16 protein-coding genes are annotated in these 18,707 nt (G+C 66.9%); 8 read left to right on the top strand and 8 right to left on the bottom strand.

Features of this window, described 5'->3' with window-relative positions:
- Position 1: 1 nt before the first annotated feature.
- From AC4EEV_RS13535 to AC4EEV_RS13525, 3 genes are all read right to left on the bottom strand, one after another.
- Positions 2-2,347, bottom strand: a complete 2,346-nt coding sequence (locus tag AC4EEV_RS13535) for a glycoside hydrolase family 65 protein (protein WP_018763709.1) — start codon at positions 2,345-2,347, stop codon at positions 2-4.
- A 134-nt stretch (positions 2,348-2,481) separates the two neighbouring features.
- On the bottom strand, positions 2,482-3,219 hold the full coding sequence (locus tag AC4EEV_RS13530) for an HAD family hydrolase (protein WP_133831191.1): 738 nt from the start codon (positions 3,217-3,219) through the stop codon (positions 2,482-2,484).
- Between the two features lie 195 nt (positions 3,220-3,414).
- Positions 3,415-4,032, bottom strand: a complete 618-nt coding sequence (locus tag AC4EEV_RS13525; protein ID WP_491329193.1) for an alpha/beta hydrolase — start codon at positions 4,030-4,032, stop codon at positions 3,415-3,417.
- A gap of 173 nt (positions 4,033-4,205) precedes the next feature.
- On the opposite strand from AC4EEV_RS13525, the gene AC4EEV_RS13520 reads away from it, so the two are divergent.
- The 5 genes from AC4EEV_RS13520 to AC4EEV_RS13500 all read left to right on the top strand — a co-directional run bounded on the left by AC4EEV_RS13520 (position 4,206) and on the right by AC4EEV_RS13500 (position 8,962).
- Entirely contained in the window at positions 4,206-4,463 is a 258-nt protein-coding gene (locus tag AC4EEV_RS13520) for a DUF6458 family protein (RefSeq protein WP_018763712.1), read from the top strand.
- A 228-nt stretch (positions 4,464-4,691) separates the two neighbouring features.
- A complete protein-coding gene (locus AC4EEV_RS13515; protein ID WP_018763713.1) occupies positions 4,692-5,498 on the top strand; it encodes a DeoR/GlpR family DNA-binding transcription regulator in 807 nt (268 codons plus the stop codon).
- On the top strand, positions 5,495-6,517 hold the full coding sequence (locus AC4EEV_RS13510; RefSeq protein ID WP_491329192.1) for a 1-phosphofructokinase family hexose kinase: 1,023 nt from the start codon (positions 5,495-5,497) through the stop codon (positions 6,515-6,517). The genes AC4EEV_RS13515 and AC4EEV_RS13510 overlap by 4 nt, the downstream gene beginning before the upstream one ends.
- 2 nt (positions 6,518-6,519) lie before the next feature.
- On the top strand, positions 6,520-8,616 hold the full coding sequence (locus AC4EEV_RS13505; RefSeq protein ID WP_018763715.1) for a PTS fructose transporter subunit IIABC: 2,097 nt from the start codon (positions 6,520-6,522) through the stop codon (positions 8,614-8,616).
- 67 nt (positions 8,617-8,683) lie between these two features.
- A complete protein-coding gene (locus tag AC4EEV_RS13500; protein WP_018763716.1) occupies positions 8,684-8,962 on the top strand; it encodes an HPr family phosphocarrier protein in 279 nt (92 codons plus the stop codon).
- A 174-nt stretch (positions 8,963-9,136) separates the two neighbouring features.
- On the opposite strand, the gene AC4EEV_RS13495 is transcribed toward AC4EEV_RS13500, so the two are convergent.
- The 3 genes from AC4EEV_RS13495 to ku all read right to left on the bottom strand — a co-directional run bounded on the left by AC4EEV_RS13495 (position 9,137) and on the right by ku (position 11,659).
- A complete protein-coding gene (locus tag AC4EEV_RS13495) occupies positions 9,137-9,568 on the bottom strand; it encodes an SRPBCC domain-containing protein (protein WP_491329191.1) in 432 nt (143 codons plus the stop codon).
- A gap of 2 nt (positions 9,569-9,570) precedes the next feature.
- Positions 9,571-10,410 carry a class I SAM-dependent methyltransferase gene (locus AC4EEV_RS13490; protein ID WP_285318582.1) on the bottom strand — a complete coding sequence of 280 codons (840 nt, stop codon included), beginning with the start codon at positions 10,408-10,410 and terminating at the stop codon, positions 9,571-9,573.
- 148 nt (positions 10,411-10,558) lie between these two features.
- Entirely contained in the window at positions 10,559-11,659 is a 1,101-nt protein-coding gene (gene ku, locus AC4EEV_RS13485; RefSeq protein ID WP_018763719.1) for a non-homologous end joining protein Ku, read from the bottom strand.
- Between the two features lie 40 nt (positions 11,660-11,699).
- Here ku and AC4EEV_RS13480 point away from each other — a divergent pair, with 40 nt between their 5' ends.
- Complete coding sequence (locus AC4EEV_RS13480; RefSeq protein ID WP_491329190.1) at positions 11,700-14,201, top strand: ATP-dependent DNA ligase; 2,502 nt, start codon at positions 11,700-11,702, stop codon at positions 14,199-14,201.
- 118 nt (positions 14,202-14,319) lie between these two features.
- On the opposite strand, the gene AC4EEV_RS13475 is transcribed toward AC4EEV_RS13480, so the two are convergent.
- Positions 14,320-14,577 carry a hypothetical protein gene (locus AC4EEV_RS13475; protein WP_109863632.1) on the bottom strand — a complete coding sequence of 86 codons (258 nt, stop codon included), beginning with the start codon at positions 14,575-14,577 and terminating at the stop codon, positions 14,320-14,322.
- Positions 14,578-15,009: 432 nt separating this feature from the next.
- On the opposite strand from AC4EEV_RS13475, the gene AC4EEV_RS13470 reads away from it, so the two are divergent.
- The gene (locus AC4EEV_RS13470) at positions 15,010-16,596 is read left to right on the top strand and encodes an MFS transporter (protein ID WP_018763722.1); all 1,587 of its coding nucleotides are present in this window, start codon (positions 15,010-15,012) and stop codon (positions 16,594-16,596) included.
- Positions 16,597-16,816: 220 nt separating this feature from the next.
- Complete coding sequence (locus tag AC4EEV_RS13465) at positions 16,817-17,959, top strand: FUSC family protein (RefSeq protein ID WP_109863633.1); 1,143 nt, start codon at positions 16,817-16,819, stop codon at positions 17,957-17,959.
- On the opposite strand, the gene AC4EEV_RS13460 is transcribed toward AC4EEV_RS13465, so the two are convergent.
- Positions 17,909-18,688, bottom strand: coding sequence for an SDR family NAD(P)-dependent oxidoreductase (locus AC4EEV_RS13460; RefSeq protein WP_285318589.1), 780 nt, complete (start codon positions 18,686-18,688; stop codon positions 17,909-17,911). The genes AC4EEV_RS13465 and AC4EEV_RS13460 overlap by 51 nt on opposite strands.
- Between the last annotated feature and the right edge of the window lie 19 nt (positions 18,689-18,707).

Here is an 18,707-nt window from a genome sequence, read left to right as displayed (position 1 = left end):
CCTAGCTGTGGCCGCGGACCACCGGGATGCTCGCCGTCGGAAGGCCGCTGGGGAAGACCGTCGGTTCAGGAATGGCCACCGGCTCCAGCGGGACCTGCACGCCCTGCGCCGCTGCGAGGACCCGCTGGCCCCGGACGTCAATTTCCAGGGGTTCACCTTCCTGCACGGTGAGAGTGATGGAACCGGACGCGAGCTGGACCAGCAACAGCCGGCCTCTGACCTTCAGGTGGAAGGCCAGCGAATCCCACTCCGCGGGCAGGCGCGGATCGAAGAACGGGACCGGCCCTTGGTCCCGCAAGCCTGCGAAGCCGCACACCAGGGAGGACCACACGCCGCCGGTGGAGGCGATGTGGACGCCGTCGATCGTATTGCCGTGGGTGTCGTCCAGGTCGATGAACGCGGCACTGGTGAAGTGGTCCAGGGCTTCCTTTGAATACCCCACCTCGGCCGCCATGATCCCCTGCACGCAGGCGGACAGGGTGGAGTCGCCGGTTGTGATGGGATCGTAGAAGTCGAAGGCCCGCTGCTTCTCCCGTGCCGTGAAGTCCTGCCACTGGAGGAACATGGCCAGGACCGTGTCCGCCTGCTTGAGGACCTGGTGGCGGTAGATCACCAGCGGGTGGAAGTGCAGCAGCAGGGGGTACTTGGACCGCGGGGTGGTCCAGTCCCAGGCTTCCAGGGTCATGAAGTCGTTGTCCTGGGAGTGCACCTGCAGGTCCTCATCGAAGGGCAGCTGCATCCGGTTGGCGGCCTGCTCCCAGAGCTCCCGCTCGGCGTCGTCGATCCCGGGGTGGTCCAGCGCCGCGGCGACCCGCAGGTTGAAGCGGGCCATCACGTTCGTATAGAGGTTGTCATTCACCACGGCCGTGTATTCGTCGGGGCCGGTGACGCCATGGATGTGGAAAAGGCCGTCCTTGCCGAAGAAGCCCAGGGAGATCCACATCCGGGCCGTCTCGATGAGCAGTTGGGCACCCATTCCGTCCCGGAAGGCGGCATCGCCGGTGGCCCAGAGGTACCTGTTGGTGGCGAAGGCGATCGCGGCCGCGATGTGGAACTGGGCCGTTCCGGCAGCGTAATAGGCACTTGCTTCGAGTCCGTTGATGGTGCGCCACGGGAAGAGTGCACCGTCAACGCTCAGTTCCTTGGCGCGGATCTTGGCCTCTGGCAGCATGCCGTGGCGGAACTCCAGGACCTGCCGCGCGCCGTCGGGGTTGGTGTAGGTGAGGTAGGGCAGCAGGTATACCTCCTGGTCCCAGAAGTAGTGCCCCTCGTAGCCGGAGCCGGTTACTCCCTTGGCGGGAATGCCGGCAACATCGGCGCGGGCCGTCGCCTGGGCCAGCTGGAAGAGGTTCCACCGGATGGCCTGCTGAAGCCCCGGGCTGCCGCCGCCCACCACAATGTCGGACGTGGCCCAGTAGCCGCGGTAGTGGGCCATGCTCTCGGCGAAGATTTCGTTCACCGGGCGAAGGGCTTCCTCGGCCACCGCGGCTGCATCGACGTTCGGGTCCTGGACGCGGCGGCCGGCGGCGTAGCTGACGCTCTTTTCCAGCCGGAAGGGTTCGTCCGGCTCCACTGCCAGGACATACCGGACGCTGCTGTCATCCTGGTCCACCAGGGTTTCGAAAGGCTGGTGCCCCGCAGAGGTCCAGTGGTCCACGGCCAGGCCCACCCGTTGCTTTGATTCTGCGGCCTCCCACGAGAGGCGCAGCGAACCGTCGCCGCCGTCAAGGTTTACGGGCAGCAGTACCCGTCCGGCGTGGCGGCCGGACCGGCGCGGATCGTGCACGGAGTGGTCCTCCACCGGCTGGTCCTGGCGGTTGATCACCTGGGAGGTGACGTCCAGCGAAACCAGCCGGTCCGTGGCCACTTCCAGCGAGATGCCGAGGCAGCCGCGGGACTCGAAGCCGACGGCGCGCCGTTCAGTGGTGGTCACGGCGGCCCCGGACCGGCACTGCCAGGTGATGCGGCATTCGTAGATTCCGGTGGAAAAGTCCACGGCGCGCCGGTATTCCAGGACCTCGGACTCGGCGAGGCTGAGGCTTTCGCCGTCCACCACCACCGCGAAGTTGTTGGCATCCGGAACGTAGATGATGCGTTGCCCGGTCCGGGCAAAGCCAAAGGCGTTTTCCGCGTGCTTGATGTCCCAAATTTCATGCAGCCCGTTGATGAAGCTGCCGGGCAGGCCGCCATCCGCCGCCGCCCAGTGGGCGCCGCGGATACCCAGGTGCCCGTTTCCCAGGGCAAAGAGTGTTTCGAGGGTGCCTGCGCCACCAGCCTCGTGGCGGGTTTCGACGAGTTGCCAGGGGGTGTCGGGGAACCGTTCGCGGTCCGCGGTAATGACTGCCATGGTGGGGATCCTTTTGGCCTTGCTGGGTGCCGCCGGGGGGCGGGCACGAGGTATTCGGGGAGAATGCGCTGCTCGGATGGGTGCCACTTGGGGGGTAGCGGCACCGGTAGCCCGGGGGAACGGGCATCACCGGCTTAGGGGATGAGTTCCTGAAGGTCATTGACCACCAAGGTGGCACCGGCGTCCAGGAGCGTCTGCCGGCCGGCGCCCCGGTCCACCCCAATGACGGAGTGGAACGACCCGGCCCGTCCGGCCTGCACCCCGGACACGGCGTCTTCAACCACCACGCACTCGGCGCTGGAGAGGTCCAGCAGTTTCGCGGCGTATTCGTAGGTGGCAGGGCTCGGCTTGCCGGGCAGGCCCTGTTCCGCGGCAACCACCCCGTCCACCACGACCGGGAAGTGGTGGCTGAGCCCGGCCGCCTGCAGGACGGCGGGCGCGTTCCGGGAGGACGAGACGACGGCGACTTTGAGTCCCTGCGCCAGCACCGCTTCGAGGAACCGCACCGAGCCGTCGAAAGGTTCGACGCCGGCGCTGACGATGTCGTTGAAGATCCCGTTCTTCCGGTTGCCCAGGCCCTGGACCGTTTCGTGGGCGGGGTCGTCGTCGAGCGGGCCTTCGGGCAGGGTGATACCGCGGGACGAAAGGAAGTCCCGCACCCCGTCGAAGCGGGGTTTGCCGTCAATATGGTCGAAGTAGTCGCTTTCGCGGTACCCGGGAACGTCCGGATGCGAGGCCAGGTAGCCGTCGAAGAGTTCCTGCCACGCGCGCTCATGCACTGTGGCTGTGGGCGTCAGTACTCCGTCGAGGTCGAACAGGATTGCGGCGGCGCCGGTCCAGTCGGTAGTCCCGGGTGACGTGAGGTGTGTCATCAGCGGTGCGGTGTCCTTTCAGTCTGCGGACAGCCGGCCCCGCCGGTGCGGCCACAGGAGGCTCCCGTGCGCACGCGCACAGCAGCATCTCCGTGTCCGCCCACTGCAGGACCGATCATGGCCACAGACGAGTGTAAGCGCTTGCAAATTTGACTGGCAACTGTTTTTTCCCGGCCCGGCAGCACCGGGCGGAGTTCAGCGCAGCACGTAGTGGCCCAGGAATGCGCTGATGTCCACCATCTCGGCTTTGGACATGGCGTGCCCCATGCCCGGGTAGGTCCGGGCCGTCAGCAATGTGTTGGCAGCCAGCCACTCGGCGGTGTAGGCAGTGGCGTCCTCATTGATCACCAGGTCCGCCTTGTCCCGCCCCCAGAAGAACGGCGGTTTGGTGTCGAAGGAGTCCATCGTGGACAGGAGTTCGTTGTTGAGCACGAAGCCGGACAGCCCCACCACGGCCTTGTAGTCATCGGGGTGCAGCCGCATGAGCGTGCTTGCCATCGCCATCCCCTGGGAGTACCCCATCAGGGTGACGCTGCTGTGCTGGTCCTTGACCGATCCGATCCAGGCCCGCACGGAGGTGGCCGCGGAGATAACGTCCGCAAAGTCGTTGGCCAGGAAGTAGTCCAGCAGGAACCATCCCCAGTGGTCCCCGATGGGCATGGGAGCACGCAGCGCGGCGAACGTGAACTCCTGGGGCAGGTACTCGAAGAGGCGCACCATCCGGGACTCGTCCGTGCCGTAGCCGTGCATCATCACCAGCAAGGGGGTGCCGGCGCGCAACTCTTCCGGCTTGGACCACACAACTGTTTCCACCGGACCAGCCTAGCGAGGCGTGCACGCCGCCCCGGCGCGGTGATTGAATCCGGAATCGCCGGGAGGTAGCGTGTCGCCTGACAGACAGCATGCTTAGCAGTGGCACCATACGCACCACCATCACCGCAATGCCCTACCAGCGCCGCGCAGGACGCGGCTATAAGGAGCACGTCATGAGAATTGGCTCGTCTATCTTCCTCATCGCCCTCGGCGCCATCCTTGCCTGGGCCGTGGCTCCAGGGCTGATCCCGTTCGTGGACCAGCAGCTGGTGGGCTACATCCTGATCGCCGTGGGCGTGATTGGGTTGATCGCCTCGCTGATCCTGGCCTCCCCCGGCCGGAGCCGCCGCGTCAGCGAGTCCCGTTCGGTCATCGATCCCAACACTGGCGAGCGCATCACCCGGCACGAAACCCGCGACGGCGGCATCTAGCCACAGCGAATCCCGGAACGAGAGTCCGGAGTAAGCCATGAACCCGGAGAGCCGGGCTGGACCATCCCAGGTCCGGCCCGGCTTTCCTGCGTCCACAGGGGTCCCTCCCCAAACCGATTTTGTTTCGTGTGGGTTTCCATTGACAAACCAACATAAGCAAAGATAAAGTCAAGTAACTCAACATCAATGTGATGCCAGTCACGCAGGAACCTACGCAACGGAGGGTACGTGTTCGCCGAAGAGCGCCAGCAAAAGATTGCCGAGCTTGTCGCCGGCAACGGCCGGGTCAGCGTGACCCTGCTGGCAGAGCGCTTCCGCATCACCACCGAAACCGTGCGCAGGGACCTTGCCGCCCTGGAGAACGCGGGCACCGTCCGCCGGGTCCACGGCGGCGCCGTGGCTGCCGACCGCTTCAGCACCACCGAAGAAAGCGTCACCGAGCGTGCCATCCAGCGGCCGGACCAGAAGATCCGCATCGCGGAGGCCGCACTCGCGCTCATTCCACGGAACTCGCCGGCCAGCGTCCTCATGGACGGCGGCACCACCACCGAGGTCCTGGCGGACCTGCTGGCGCGCCGTACCGCCATCGAACCGACCGACGGAACCGGGCCGCACCACGAACTGGTGGTCATTACCCACGCCGTCCCTATCGCCAGCAAGCTCTCCAACGTTCCCGGCGTAGCCCTGCAGATCCTGGGCGGGCGCGTCCGCGGCATTACCCAGGTGGCCGTGGGGCAGGCGACGGTGGACGCCGCCGCCCGCATCCGCCCGGACATAGCGTTCATCGGCACCAACGGCATCCACGCCACCTTCGGCGTCAGCACTCCCGATCCTGAAGAAGCGGCCGTCAAGGCAGCCTTCGTCCAGTCGGCACGCCGCATTGTGGTGTTGGCCGACTCCTCCAAGCTGGACACGGAAACCCTGGTCCAGTTCGCCTCCCTGAAAGACCTGGACACCTTGATCACAGACAGTGAACCCGGGCCCGAACTCGCGGCCGCCCTGGAAGACGCCGGCGTCGACGTGGTGATCGCATGATCGTCACCTTCACGGCCAACCCCAGCCTTGACCGGACCGTTGCCCTGCCCGGCCCGCTGGCCCGCGGTGAGGTGCAGCGTGCCGTCTCCGTCCGCCAGGAGTCCGGCGGCAAAGGAGTCAACGTCTCCCGCGCCCTGGTGGCGTCCGGCCTCGATTCCCTGGCGGTCCTGCCCGGAGCGGACGGCGATCCCGTCCTGGCCGGACTGCGCGAGCAGGGGGTGCCTTTCGTCTCCCTGCCCATCGACGAGCCGCTGCGGACCAATGTGGCGCTCACCGAACCCGGCGGCGTCACCACGAAGATCAACGAACCCGGGCCGGTCCTGGCCGCAGACCAGCAGGAAGCGCTCATCAAGTTGCTGCTGGAAAGCTCACGCGGCGCCAGCTGGGTGGTCCTGGCCGGCTCGCTGCCACCCGGGTTCCCGGACAACTTCTACGCCATGGTGGCCCGGCGGATCCGGGAGGCGGGCAATGGCACAGCGCCGCTGATCGCCGTCGACTCCTCCGGGGCGCCCCTGGCCGCCTCCCTGACCGACGCCGGAAGCTCCGACGACGGTACGGGCAGCGGCGCAACAACCCCAGGTTCCGGGAAACCGGACCTCCTCAAACCCAACGCCGAAGAACTGGCTGAGCTGGCCGCAGCCGCCGGTTTTGCCCCGGCCACCGGAGACGAGCTGGAAGCGGACCCGGCTGCAGCCGCAGCCGCCGCGGCCGCCGTCGTTCGTTCCGGTGTGGGTGCTGTGCTGGCAACTCTCGGTTCCAAGGGAGCTGTCCTTGTAACGGCCGACGGCGCGTGGCTGGCCACGCACCCGCCGGTCGCCGCAGTGAGCACGGTGGGTGCGGGCGACTCCGCGCTGGCCGGCTACCTGCTCGCCCACGGCCGGGGATCCGCCCCGGCCGACTGCCTTCGTCAGGCGGTGGCCCACGGTGCCGCCGCCGCCTCCCTGCCGGGTTCCACTGTTCCGGCAGTACACCAAACAACCCCGGATGCCGTAACCATCACGGCCCTTCGAAAGGATTGACAGTGACTCAGCTCATCACCACGGAACTGGTCGAGCTCGACCAGAACCTGGGTAACGCGCCCGAAGCGGTGATCCGGCATCTGGCAAGCAAGGTAGCTGCCACCGGACGTGCCTCAGAAGTCGAGGGCCTCTTCGCCGACGCCTTTGCCCGCGAGCAGAAGACCGCCACCGGCATCCCCGGCGGCATCGCCATCCCGCACTGCCGCTCGGCCGCCGTCACGGTACCCACCCTGGCCATGGCCCGCCTGAACCCCAAGGTGGACTTCGGCGCCAAGGACGGCCCGGCGGACCTGGTCTTCTTCATCGCCGCCCCGGACGGCGCGGACCAGGAACACCTGAAGCTGCTCTCCAAACTGGCCCGCTCCCTGATCAAGAAGGACTTCACCGCAGCGCTGCGCAACGCCTCCTCCGAGGCCGAGATCGTGGAACTCGTTGAAGGGGCCTTGGCGGACAAGCCCGCCGCGCACGCTGCCACCGCCCCCGCGGACGCGGTACCGGTTGGTGCCAGCGTTGGCGCAGGTGCCGCCGGCTCCGCCGCCGGTGCCCCGGCCGCCGGTGCGGCCGGGTCCGGCGGACGCGGCCCCAAGCGCCTGGTAGCCGTCACGGCCTGCCCCACCGGGATCGCACACACCTACATGGCGGCCGATTCCCTCGTGGCAGCCGCCCGGGAAATGGGCGTGGACCTCCAGGTGGAAACCCAAGGCTCGTCCGGTGCCAAGGCACTGGACCCCGCCGTCATCGCCGCCGCGGACGCCGTCATCTTCGCGGTGGACGTGGACGTGCGCGGCAAGGAGCGCTTTGCCGGCAAGCCCGTGATCAACGCCCCCGTGAAGCGCGGCATCGACGAGCCGGACAAGATGGTCCAGGAAGCACTCGCCGCAGCCGACAACCCCCACGCCCGCCGCGTCCCGCACTTCGGTGCCGAGGAGCAGGCCGAGCACGAGGCTGAGGAGAAGGGCGAGCACATCGGGCAGAAGCTGAAGAAGGCCCTGCTCACCGGTGTCAGCTACATGATTCCGTTCGTGGCAGGTGGCGGCCTCCTGATCGCCCTCGGCTTCCTCATGGGCGGCTACCTGATCACCAAGTACGCGGACAACATCGTTGTCCAGAACAGCCTGTTCAACCTGCCCACCGAGTTCCCTGACAACGCGTGGGGTCCGCTGGGCGCCTACCTGGGTGCGGTGCTCTTCAAGATCGGCGCGCTCTCGCTGGGCTTCCTGGTCCCGGCGCTGGCCGGCTACATCGCCTACGCGATCGCCGACCGTCCGGGCATCGCCCCCGGCTTCGTCGCCGGTGCCGTGGCCGGATTCATGGGAGCCGGCTTCCTCGGCGGCATCGTCGGCGGCCTGCTCGCCGGTTACATCGCCCACGTGGTGGGCCGCCTGCAGGTAGCCCGCTGGCTGCGTGGCCTGATGCCCGTGGTGATCATCCCGCTGCTTGCATCGCTGGTGGCCTCCGGCCTGATGTTCCTGATCCTGGGCGGCCCGATCGTGGCCATCACCAAGGGCCTGAATGCCTGGCTGTCCGGCCTGACCGGTGCCGGCGCCATCGCGCTCGGCGTGATCCTGGGCCTGATGATGTGCTTCGACCTCGGCGGTCCCGTCAACAAGGTTGCCTACTCCTTCGCCGTCGCCGGCCTGGGGGCAGCAACCATCGACAACCAGGCACCCTGGCAGATCATGGCCGCGGTCATGGCCTCCGGCATGGTTCCCCCGCTGGCCATGGCGTTGGCCTCCACCGTCCTGAACAAGAAGCTGTTCAGCCTCGCGGAGCAGGAAAACGGCAAGGCCGCCTGGCTGCTGGGGGCGTCCTTCATCTCCGAAGGCGCCATCCCGTTCGCCGCTGCAGACCCCCTGCGCGTCATCCCCGCCAGCATGCTGGGCGGCGCGGTGACCGGCGCCATCTCGATGGCGGCGGGCGTCGGATCCAAGGCGCCGCACGGCGGCATCTTCGTCTTCTTCGCCATCGACAACTTCCTGATGTTCGTCGTCTCGATCGTGGTCGGTACGGTAGTTACGGCCCTGTCCGTGATCGCCCTCAAACGCTGGGCAGTCAAGAAGACCGTTGATACGGTTGAACCGGTTCCCGTAACCGTCTAAGCCGGCCCCGACCCACCTATCCTCCCGGCGCTGAACCATCAGCACGCCGAACGACTAAGGAGCAACAATGCCAGAACGCACCGCAACCGTCGCCAGCCGAGTGGGCCTGCACGCACGCCCCGCCGCCATCTTCGCTGAGGCGGCAGGCGAGTTCGACCTGGAGATCACCATCGCCCGCGAAGGGGAGCCGGCAGACGAGGCAATGGATGCCGCCAGCATCCTGTCCCTCATGAGCCTGGGCGCCTCGCACGGCGACGTGGTGGTCCTCCGCGCCGAGGGCGCGGGTGCGGACGACGCCTTGGAACGCCTGGTGCAGATCCTGGAAACGGATCACGACGCCGAGTAGCAGCCACGCTGCCTGGCAGCACACAGCCGGCGGCCGCCGTCGGGCTTCCCTCAAGGAGGGGTGCCCGACGGCGGCCGCTTGGCTTTAAGCGCCACGCCACCCAAGCAACTCGCAGTTGTTGTCTTTTTGTACGCCCAAAACGACAACATGTGCGACCCAGTTGGGAGGCGGGGATCAGCCGCGTTCGGCGATGGCCTTTACGTCCGCCACCAGCTTGTCCCACATCGCCTGGGAGTGGGCGGCGGCTTCCTCGCTGGGGTTGTTGTCCTGGGCCAGGGACAGCCGGGTGGTGCCGTCCTGGTCCTCCAGGGTCCATTCGAGCGTGTGGTAGTTTTCGGGCTCGTCAGGCTGGCCGGAGAGCGGACTGAAGTGGGTGTGGACCAATTTCCGTCCAGGTTCCACGGCCAGGATCTCGCCCTTGTCCTGGTACGGTTTCCCTTCCCACTCGCCCTGCCAGACGATGGGGCTGCCAACCTTCCAGTCCGTCTGCAGGGTGGCTCCGAACATGAACTCCTTCACCGCCGCGGGGTCGGTGATCACCTCCCACACACGGTCCGGCGGGGCATCGATGGTGGTGACTGACGTTGCCACGTGGTTTCCGGTCATGCTCAATCCTTCCTCGCGGTGAAGACCAGGTATTCCCATTCCATCTGGAACGGGATGTCGCCGTGCGCGTCCCCATAGGAGTCCGCCAGGTCCGTGAGCGCCCGGTCCAGGGCTTTGACCTTGTCCGGGTCATCGGCCAGTGATTTGTACACGGAGATCATCGGGCCATAATGCGATTTGAAGTACCTGACGAAGTCCGCCGGCTGGTGGAAGCTCCGGACGGCCAGGTTCTGCTTCCGGGTGCGGATCCCGGCCGCCCTGTCCCCCAGGAGTTCGCGGAGGTGTTCCTCGCTCCCCCACAGCGTGGCGGGCTGGGCACCCGCCGGGGGTGGGGGCGCGAACGGTCCCAGGGCGGCAAACAATTCCCCGATGAAGCCTTCCGGCGTCCAGCAGAGCAGCCCGATGGTGCCACCCCGTTTGCAGACGCGGAGCAGTTCATCGGCGGCGGCCTGGTGGCGCGGCGCGAACATCACCCCGATGCAGCTCATGACGGCGTCGAACTCCTCATCGCCAAAGGGCAGGGCTTCGGCGTCAGCCTCCGTCCAGTCGAGGGTGACGCCCCGGTTGGCCGCCTCTTTCCGGCCTGCGTCGAACAGCTCTGGGGTGAGGTCGCTGGCCACTACTTTGGCGCCCATCATGGCAGCGGGAATGGCTGCGTTGCCGGTCCCTGCCGCAACGTCGAGGACACGCTGCCGCGGTTTGATGCCGCACGCCTCCACCAGCACGGCACCCAGTTCCAGGAGCAGTTCGTCCGCGAGCGCCGGGTAGTCCCCCGACGCCCACATGGCCCGGTGCTTTGCCTTGAGTTGCCGGTCCGCCTCCGCTGCTGCCTGGTCGTTCATGTCCGCGCCCCTTTACGTGCCCGTTCCCACGGGTCCGTTCCGAATGGGTGACAGCACGCTGTTGGCACAGCGGAGGCTGCGATGCGACTCATTGTGGACGCGATGGCAGCCCCTGTAAAGGCGCAGCAACTGTCCCGGCCGGGCAGGATCAGGCAGGCTTGCGGGTCCTGGTGCTGGTCTTCGCGGCCGGCTTGCCATCCGCTGCGCCGGTGGACTTGGTGCCGGCGGACTTAGTGCCCGAGGTCTTGGCGGCGGTTTTGGCCGCCGGCTTCGCGGCAGCCTTCGTGGCAGTGGCCTTGCCTGCCTGCCTCGTGGTGGCCGGCTTTGCCTCATCGGTGCCTGTCTTGGCAGCGGCTGTCCTGGCACCGGACGCTTTGGTGCCGGCGGCCTTGCGTGCTGGCTTGGCAGGTTCCCCGTCCGCCGCGTCCTCGCCGCCGTCGGAATCTCCGCCCGAGGCGGCACCTCCGCGCTTCCGGTCCAGGCTCCGCTTCAGGGCTTCCATCAGGTCGATGACCTCGCCCTTGCCGCCCTCACCGGACTCGACGCCGAAAGTCTCCTCCGTATCCAGCGATTCACCCTGTTCGAGTTTCGCCTCAATGAGCTGGCGGAGTTGCACCTGGTACTCGTCGGTAAAGGAGGTGGGGTCGAAATCAGCTGCCATGGACTCCACCAGGGCCGCGGACATGTCCCGTTCCTGCGCCGAAATCCGGATGTCTGCTTCGAGGGAGGGGAAGCTGGCCTCCCGCACCTCGTCCGGCCAGAGGAGGGACTGCAGCACCAGTACGTCGTCCTTGATCCGCAGGGCCCCCAGCCGGGTCTTCTCCCGCAGCGCGAATTGGACCACCGCCACCCGGTCCGTGTCCTCCAGGGCCCGCCGCAGCAGGACGTACGCCTTGGGCGACTTGGAATCCGGTTCCAGGTAGTAGCTCTTCTCGAACATCATGGGTTCGAGCTGCTCGGACGGCACGAACTGCACCACTTCGATCTCGTGGCTGTTCTCGGCCGGAATGGACTTGAGTTCCTCCTTGGACAGCACCACGGTCCGGCCGTCCTCCTCGAACGCCTTCTCAATGTCCGAGTAGTCCACCACCTCCCCGCAGACCTCGCACCGGCGCTGGTAGCGGATCCTTCCGCCGTCGGCGTTGTGCACCTGGTGCAGACTGATGTCATGATCCTCAGTGGCGCTGTAGACCTTCACGGGCACGTTGACCAGCCCGAACGCGATGGCACCCTTCCAGATGGCTCTCATTCATACAGTCAACATCAGAGCGGGCCGGAGGTGAAGACCTGTGGCCGGCACTAGGGAACGTGTCCGGGTGGCGGGACGCGAATTGACGCTCACCAACCTGGACAAAATCATCTATCCGGAGACCGGCACCACCAAGGCTGACGTGCTGGCTTACTACGCCGCAGTGGCCCACGTCCTGATCCCCGCCGCGGCCAACCGGCCGGCCACCCGCAAGCGGTGGGTCAACGGCGTGGGCACGGCAGGCAAGCCCGGTGAGGTGTTCTTCCAAAAGGACCTGGAGGACTCGGCCCCCGGCTGGCTGCCCCGGGCCGCGATCACCCACAAGGACCGGACCATCCACTACCCCCTGGTCAATGACGCCGCCACGCTGGCCTGGTTCGGGCAGATCAACTCACTCGAAATCCACGTGCCGCAGTGGCGGGTGGATGCACACGGCAACCAGTTGAACCCGGACCGGCTGGTACTGGACCTTGACCCGGGTGAGGGCGCGGGCCTGCCGGAATGCCGCGAGGTGGCACTGCTCGCGCGGTCCATCCTGGAGGACGTGGGCCTGGAACCGGTGCCGGTGACCAGCGGCAGCAAGGGCATCCATCTCTACGCCGCGCTGGACGGGAGCCAGACGTCCGAGCAGATCTCCGCTTTCGCCCGCGAACTGGCCCGGGCGCTCGAGGCGGACCACCCTGACCTCGCCGTCAGCGACATGAAGAAGACGCTCCGCAGGGGCAAGGTGCTGGTGGACTGGAGCCAGAACAACGCGGCGAAAACCACGGTGGTTCCCTACTCGCTGCGCGGCCGGCCCACGCCTATGGTGGCAGCCCCGCGGACGTGGCGGGAAATCGGGTCTCCCCGCCTGAAGCACCTGGACTACCGGGAAGTGCTGCGCCGGGTGCGGGACGGCAAGGACCCGTTCGCCGTCGTCGTCAATGCTGCGGCCCGCGCGGAGGAACCGGAGGACGGGCACGACGGCGACCCCCGCCTGGGCGCGTACCGCTCCATGCGTGATCCCAAGGCAACGCCCGAGCCTTTCGCGGGCATCCCGACGGGCGGGAACGCGTTCGTCATCCAGGAACACCACGCCAGCCGGCTGCACTGGGACCTGCGCCTGGAGCACGAGGGCGTCATGGCGTCCTGGGCGTTGCCCAAGGGGGTCCCCCAATCCGGCGGCAAGAACCACCTGGCCGTCCAGACCGAGGACCATCCCATGGACTACCTCACCTTCCACGGGACCATCCCCAAGGGACAATACGGGGCGGGTGAGATGACCATTTGGGACACCGGCACCTACGAACTGCACAAGTGGATCAATGGCAAGGAAGTCATCGTCACCCTGACCGGATCGGAGGGTGGTGGCCTGGGAGGGCCCACGAAACTGGCGCTCATCCACACCGGCCGCGGCCGGGACAAGGACGGGGAGAAGCAGTGGCTCATCCACCTCATGGACCCGGAACACGCGGGCGGGAGACCACGGCACGCGCCGACGGGAGCAGCAGAGCCGTCGCCGGAACGGGGCGACGCCGGCGCAGGTGGCACGGCGCCTGCGCCGGAGCCTGCCCGGACCGCGCCCACCGCACCGGATCCGTCCCCGGACCCTGCCGAATACCGGCCCATGATGGCCACGGCGGGCACCGAACCCGACCTGCGCGGCAGCACGTGGCAATTTGAACTCAAATGGGACGGGGTCCGGGCAATCCTGGTGGCCGACAGGGAAAAGATCCGGATATTGAGCCGCAACGGCAACGACGTGACCAAGACCTACCCGGAGCTTACGGACCGCGCCTGCTGGCCGGAGCAGCCGTTCGTGGCCGATGGCGAGATCATCGCCGTCGGGCCCGGCGGCAGGCCCGACTTTGGGCTCCTGCAGGGCAGGATGAAACTCACCCGGGCCGCCGACGTCGCGAAAGCCCGCACCGCCATCCCGGTGCAACTGATGCTGTTCGACCTGCTTTTCGACGACGGGAAAGACCTGCGGCGCCTGCCGCTCAGCACCCGGCGGCGGAGGCTCGAGGAGTTCTTCAGGCCGTCGGCCTGTCCGGTGGACCTGTCCATGGTGCTCGAGGAACCGGTGGGGCTCCTGCTGGACAGCGCCAGGGAGCTGGGCCTGGAAGGAATCATGGCCAAACGGACGGACAGCCGGTACGTCAGCGGCCAACGGACCCGGACCTGGATCAAACTCAAGCTTGAGCAAACCCAGGAAGTGGTGGTGGGCGGTTGGCGGCCGGGGAAGGGCGGCCGGGAAGAAACGGTGGGCTCACTGCTGGTGGGGATTCCCGATGGCGACAAGCTGCAGTACGTGGGCCGGGTGGGCAGTGGTTTCAGCATGCGCGAGCTCACGGAACTGCGGCAAACCGTGGAACGGCTGGGCCGGAAGGCATCCCCGTTCCACGATGTCCCCCGTTTGGACGCAGCGGACGCCCATTGGGTGGCCCCGGAACTGGTGGGAGAGGTGACCTACAGCGAATGGACCGGGCCGGGCAGGCTGCGGCACCCTCGGTGGCGGGGCTGGCGCGTTGACAAGGACCCGGCGGAGGTGGTCCGGGAATGACGCCCCGGCTTGCGACGTACCGTGCGCGCGGCAAGACGGAAATTACCCGGCGCCCGCGACATTTCCGGGGCGCCAGGTAATTTGCGTTTCGATCGGTGCAGTGGCCTTTGCCAGGCGGCTAAGAGGAGTGCGGCATCTGCGGCCGGCCGGTCCGGTGGACGGCGGTTACTGCCGCCTCGTGGCCCATGCGGCCGTGTCCGGCAGCCCGGTCCTTCGGATGCCGGCGTTTGCCGCCGCCATCCGGCCATGCATTCTGCCGGGCCAGGGGGACAGCCCCGCCTACTGCGGGCCCGGGTGTGACCGGGGCGTCCATGGCTGCGGCAAGATGGTCCGCCACCTCTGGCCTGATATGGAACTGGTTGGACTCTTCACCCATGTCTTTTTCCCTTCTTTCCATCGTTCTTCGTTGAAACGAGGCGCCGGCCGGGCGCCCGGGCGTGCGCGGGCAGTCAGCCGAAAAGAAGTGTGTTCATCGCTCTACCATAGGCACCCCGAAGGCTCCTGTGAACCCCTCCTGAGGCCGTGACCGTGCTCACTTCCGCGCCCGCATTTACCCAAATAAACGGCTTGAAACGGTTCCCGAGGAAAAATTTTTGGTAACGGCGCCGTTGATCAGCCTGCTTCCCAGTAGTAGCGCGGGAATCCACGGCGAAAAAAGGTACCAAATGCGGCACTTCAGGGGTAGAAAAGGGAGCATGCTACGCCATTGGGCCGAGCAAACGCCATAGACATCCCGTAAAATTGAAGGCCTGCCCGGAGCGGGGCAGCTACAAGTCGCAAGCAAATGACCTCCACAGGAGTTGCCCAAATGCCCACAGACCGAAGCAGTAACCACTCTCCAGCAGGCGCCAAGAGCGCCCGCGGAACCGACCCTGCGGCCCCCACGGCTGCCAAGAAGCCCAGGCTCCTGCCACGCCGCCGGCTCAAGGAATCCGACGTCAACGTAGTTGACCAGCCCATGCTCAAAAAAGCACTGGGCGGCACCATCGTTGGAAACACGATGGAATGGTACGACGTCGGCGTTTTCGGCTACCTCATCACCACCATGGGGCCCGTGTTCCTGCCGGAATCCGATCCCACGACGCAGAACCTCTTCCTGCTGGGCACATTTGCGGCGACCTTTATCGCCCGCCCCCTCGGTGGCGTCATCTTCGGCTGGCTCGGCGACAAAGTGGGCCGGCAAAAGATCCTGGCCACCACGCTGATGATCATGGCGGCCAGCACGTTCGCCGTCGGCCTGCTGCCCGGATACGCCCAGATTGGATTGTGGGCGGCAGCATTGCTGGTGCTCCTCAAAGTCATCCAGGGTTTCTCCACCGGCGGTGAATATGCCGGTGCCACCACCTTCGTCAGCGAGTATGCCGCCGACAAGCGCCGTGGCTTCTTTGCCAGCTTCCTGGACCTGGGCAGCTACATGGGCTTCGCTATCGGCGCGGCCTTGGTCTCGGTCCTGCAGTTGACCCTGGGCCAGGCCACCATGGAGGACTGGGGCTGGCGCATCCCGTTCCTGATTGCGGGCCCGCTGGGCCTGATCGCCGTGTACTTCCGGAGCAAGATCGAGGAGTCGCCGCAGTTCCAGGCCACCCTGGACGCCCAGGAGGCAAACGCCAAAAACGCCTCCGAAGGCACCCCTACGGCCAAGGGACCTGTCGGTATCGTCAAGGCCTACTGGCGTCCGATCATCGTGGCCATGGTTGTGGTTGCGGCCGCCAACACGGCTGGTTACGCCCTGACCTCCTACATGCCCACCTACCTGACCGACGCCAAGGGTTACGACGAGCTCCACGGCACGCTGTTGACCATCCCGGTGCTGGTAGTCATGAGCCTTTGCATCCCACTGACCGGCAGGCTGTCTGACCGGATCGGCCGCCGCCCCGTGCTGTGGATCGGTGCGGTGAGCACCATCGTCCTGGCCGTTCCGGCGTTCCTGTTGATCGGTATCGGTGCCGTTTGGTCCACCCTGGCAGGCCTGGCCCTGGTAGCCTTCCCCGTGACCTTCTACGTGGCCAACCTCGCCTCGGCCCTGCCGGCCCAGTTCCCCACGTCGAGCCGCTACGGAGCCATGGGCATTGCCTACAACTTCGCAGTGGCGATCTTCGGCGGAACCACACCCTTCATCGTGGAACTGCTGATCAAATCGACCGGCAACGACATGATGCCGGCGTACTACCTGATGGCAACCTCTTTGGTTGGCGCCGTGGCCATTTACTTCCTGAAGGAATCCGCCAACCGCCCCCTCCCGGGATCGATGCCCAGCGTTGATACCCAGGCGGAAGCCAAGGAACTGGTGGAGACCCAGGACCAGAACCCGCTGATCAACCTGGACGAACTGCCGTTCGACACCCAGGACGGCACGGATCCGCATGCACACCGCGGTGTTCCGGCAGGAGCGTAAGCTCCCGCCTGCCGCCCGGGCATTCTTGTAGCCCACGCTCACAGGCCCGCTCCTGTGCTTCCTGCGGGAAGTACGGAAGCGGGCCTTCGCGTGCCCGCCGGATGTCCTGGTGTGTCAGGAGCCCAGCCGGCAACATATGACTCTGCGGGATGCCTGGTGATACGTTCCCAAAGGCCCTATCAGGCGCCGGCACCGCAGTAACAGGGAATGGATTCGGGATATGAAGCGCGTAGTGGACCAGGTGCGCGCGCTGCACCGGCTGGAACCGGCCACCAACGACCATCTTGCGGCGCTCCGGGTTGCCCTGAGCGTCGCAGCCCCCTCCCTGGTCCTGTTGGCCTTGGGCAGGACTGACCTGATCATCTACGCCGTGTTCGGTGCCCTTACCGGGATGTACGGCCGCTCGGAGCCCCACCAGTTGCGGCTTCGGCACCAAGGCCAGGCCGCCTTGGTACTGCTCTGCGGAGTGGCCGTGGGGATCACGCTGTCCATCAACCACCTCCATTCCTGGTGGCTGGTGGCCGTGGAAGCCACCCTTGCCGGGGTGGGCTCCGTCTACTCGGACCGGGTGCGGCTGAAACCCAACGGACCCTTCTTCGGCATCCTGGCCCTCGGAGCCTGCGCTTCCGTTCCTGTCGCGGTCCCTTGGTATGTGGCGATGCTCATCGCCGGCGGATCGGCTGTGTTCTCCATGGCTGTGGGCTTCAGCGGCTGGATACGGCGCAGGTCCTGGGAACCCGGCGCCACCAGGGCCGTACCCTCCCCCACCCCGGCGGGCCGGCGTGAGCTGCTGGTCCACGCCGCACGGTATGTGCTGGCCGTGGGCGCAGCCGGAACAGTGGGCGTCCTCAGCGGCAGCGGCCATCCGCACTGGGCCATGGCAGCCGCGGCAGTGCCGCTCGCCGGGGCGGACCTTCCCAGCCGTGTCCGGCGCGGCATCCACCGCATCGTGGGGACCTTCCTGGGCCTGGCCGTGACCGCCGTCGTCCTCCTTCCGGCACCCTGGACGCTGGCCGGGCTCTACCCCGCGTTCCAGGAGCCCGCGCGCCATGCCCAGGTGCTGGCCCTCCTGGTGATCCTTTTCCAGTTCGCCACCGAGCTGTTCATGACCAGGCACTACGGCTTGGCCATGGTCTGGTTCACCCCGGTGATCCTGCTCATGACCCAACTGGCCTCGCCGGCCGAACCGGGGGTCCTGATCCTGGAGCGGGCCGTGGAAACGTTGGTGGGCGCGCTGCTGGGCATCCTGGTAGTGGTGGCCGTCCGCCGCTCCGGGCCGCAAGCAGGCACCGGCTTCGAAGGCCCGGTACAGCTACCCGGGGTTGCGCTCCGGCTTGGGTTTGCGCGCCGGTCCCGCCATTAGCCGCGCCGGCGCCAGCTTGGCCACGGCGGCCACCGCCTTGTAGCGCCTGGAAGGCACGGACACCGCCTTGCCGCGCTCGTTGTCCGCCAGGCCTTCCCGCACCACCCGCTCCGCACGCAGCCACGTCCAGGACGGGGCCACGGACTTGTCCATGCCCATCCGGTCGTGGAACTCGGTATGCGTAAACCCCGGACATACCGCGGTGACCTGGATCCCGCGCGAGCGGTACGCCAGGTTGGCCCACCGGCTGAAACTGACCAGCCATGCTTTCGCTGCCGAGTAGGTGCCGCGGGGTAGGAAGGCGGCCACGCTGGCCACATTGATGATCCTGCCCTCCCCGCGTTCGAGCATTCCGCCGAGCGCCGCGTGGGTGAGCACCATGGCCGTTTCCACGTGCAGCTTCAGGTGGTCTTTTTCCGCCCCGATCGGGTTGTCCTCGAAGTTGTGCAGCAGCCCGATACCGGCATTGTTCACCAGGATGCCCACCGGCCGCGCGGGGTCCTTGAGACGTTCGACGACGGCGGCGACGTCGGCGTCCACCGTGAGGTCAGCGGGCAGGACCTCAGCCGTGATTCCGTACCGCCGGTGCAGGTCCGCCGCGGTTTCCTCCAGGCGGGAGGCGCTGCGGGCCACCAGGACAAGGGGGTGCCCCTGGGCCGCGAGCTGCTTGGCGAATTCGTGTCCCAGCCCGGCGCTGGCTCCGGTAACGAGTGCGATTGTTGGCGTCATGCTGCCAGCCTAACCAGTT

Source organism: Pseudarthrobacter sp. MOO14, from assembly GCF_058267675.1.
This window is presented reverse-complemented; position numbering and strand designations above follow the sequence as displayed.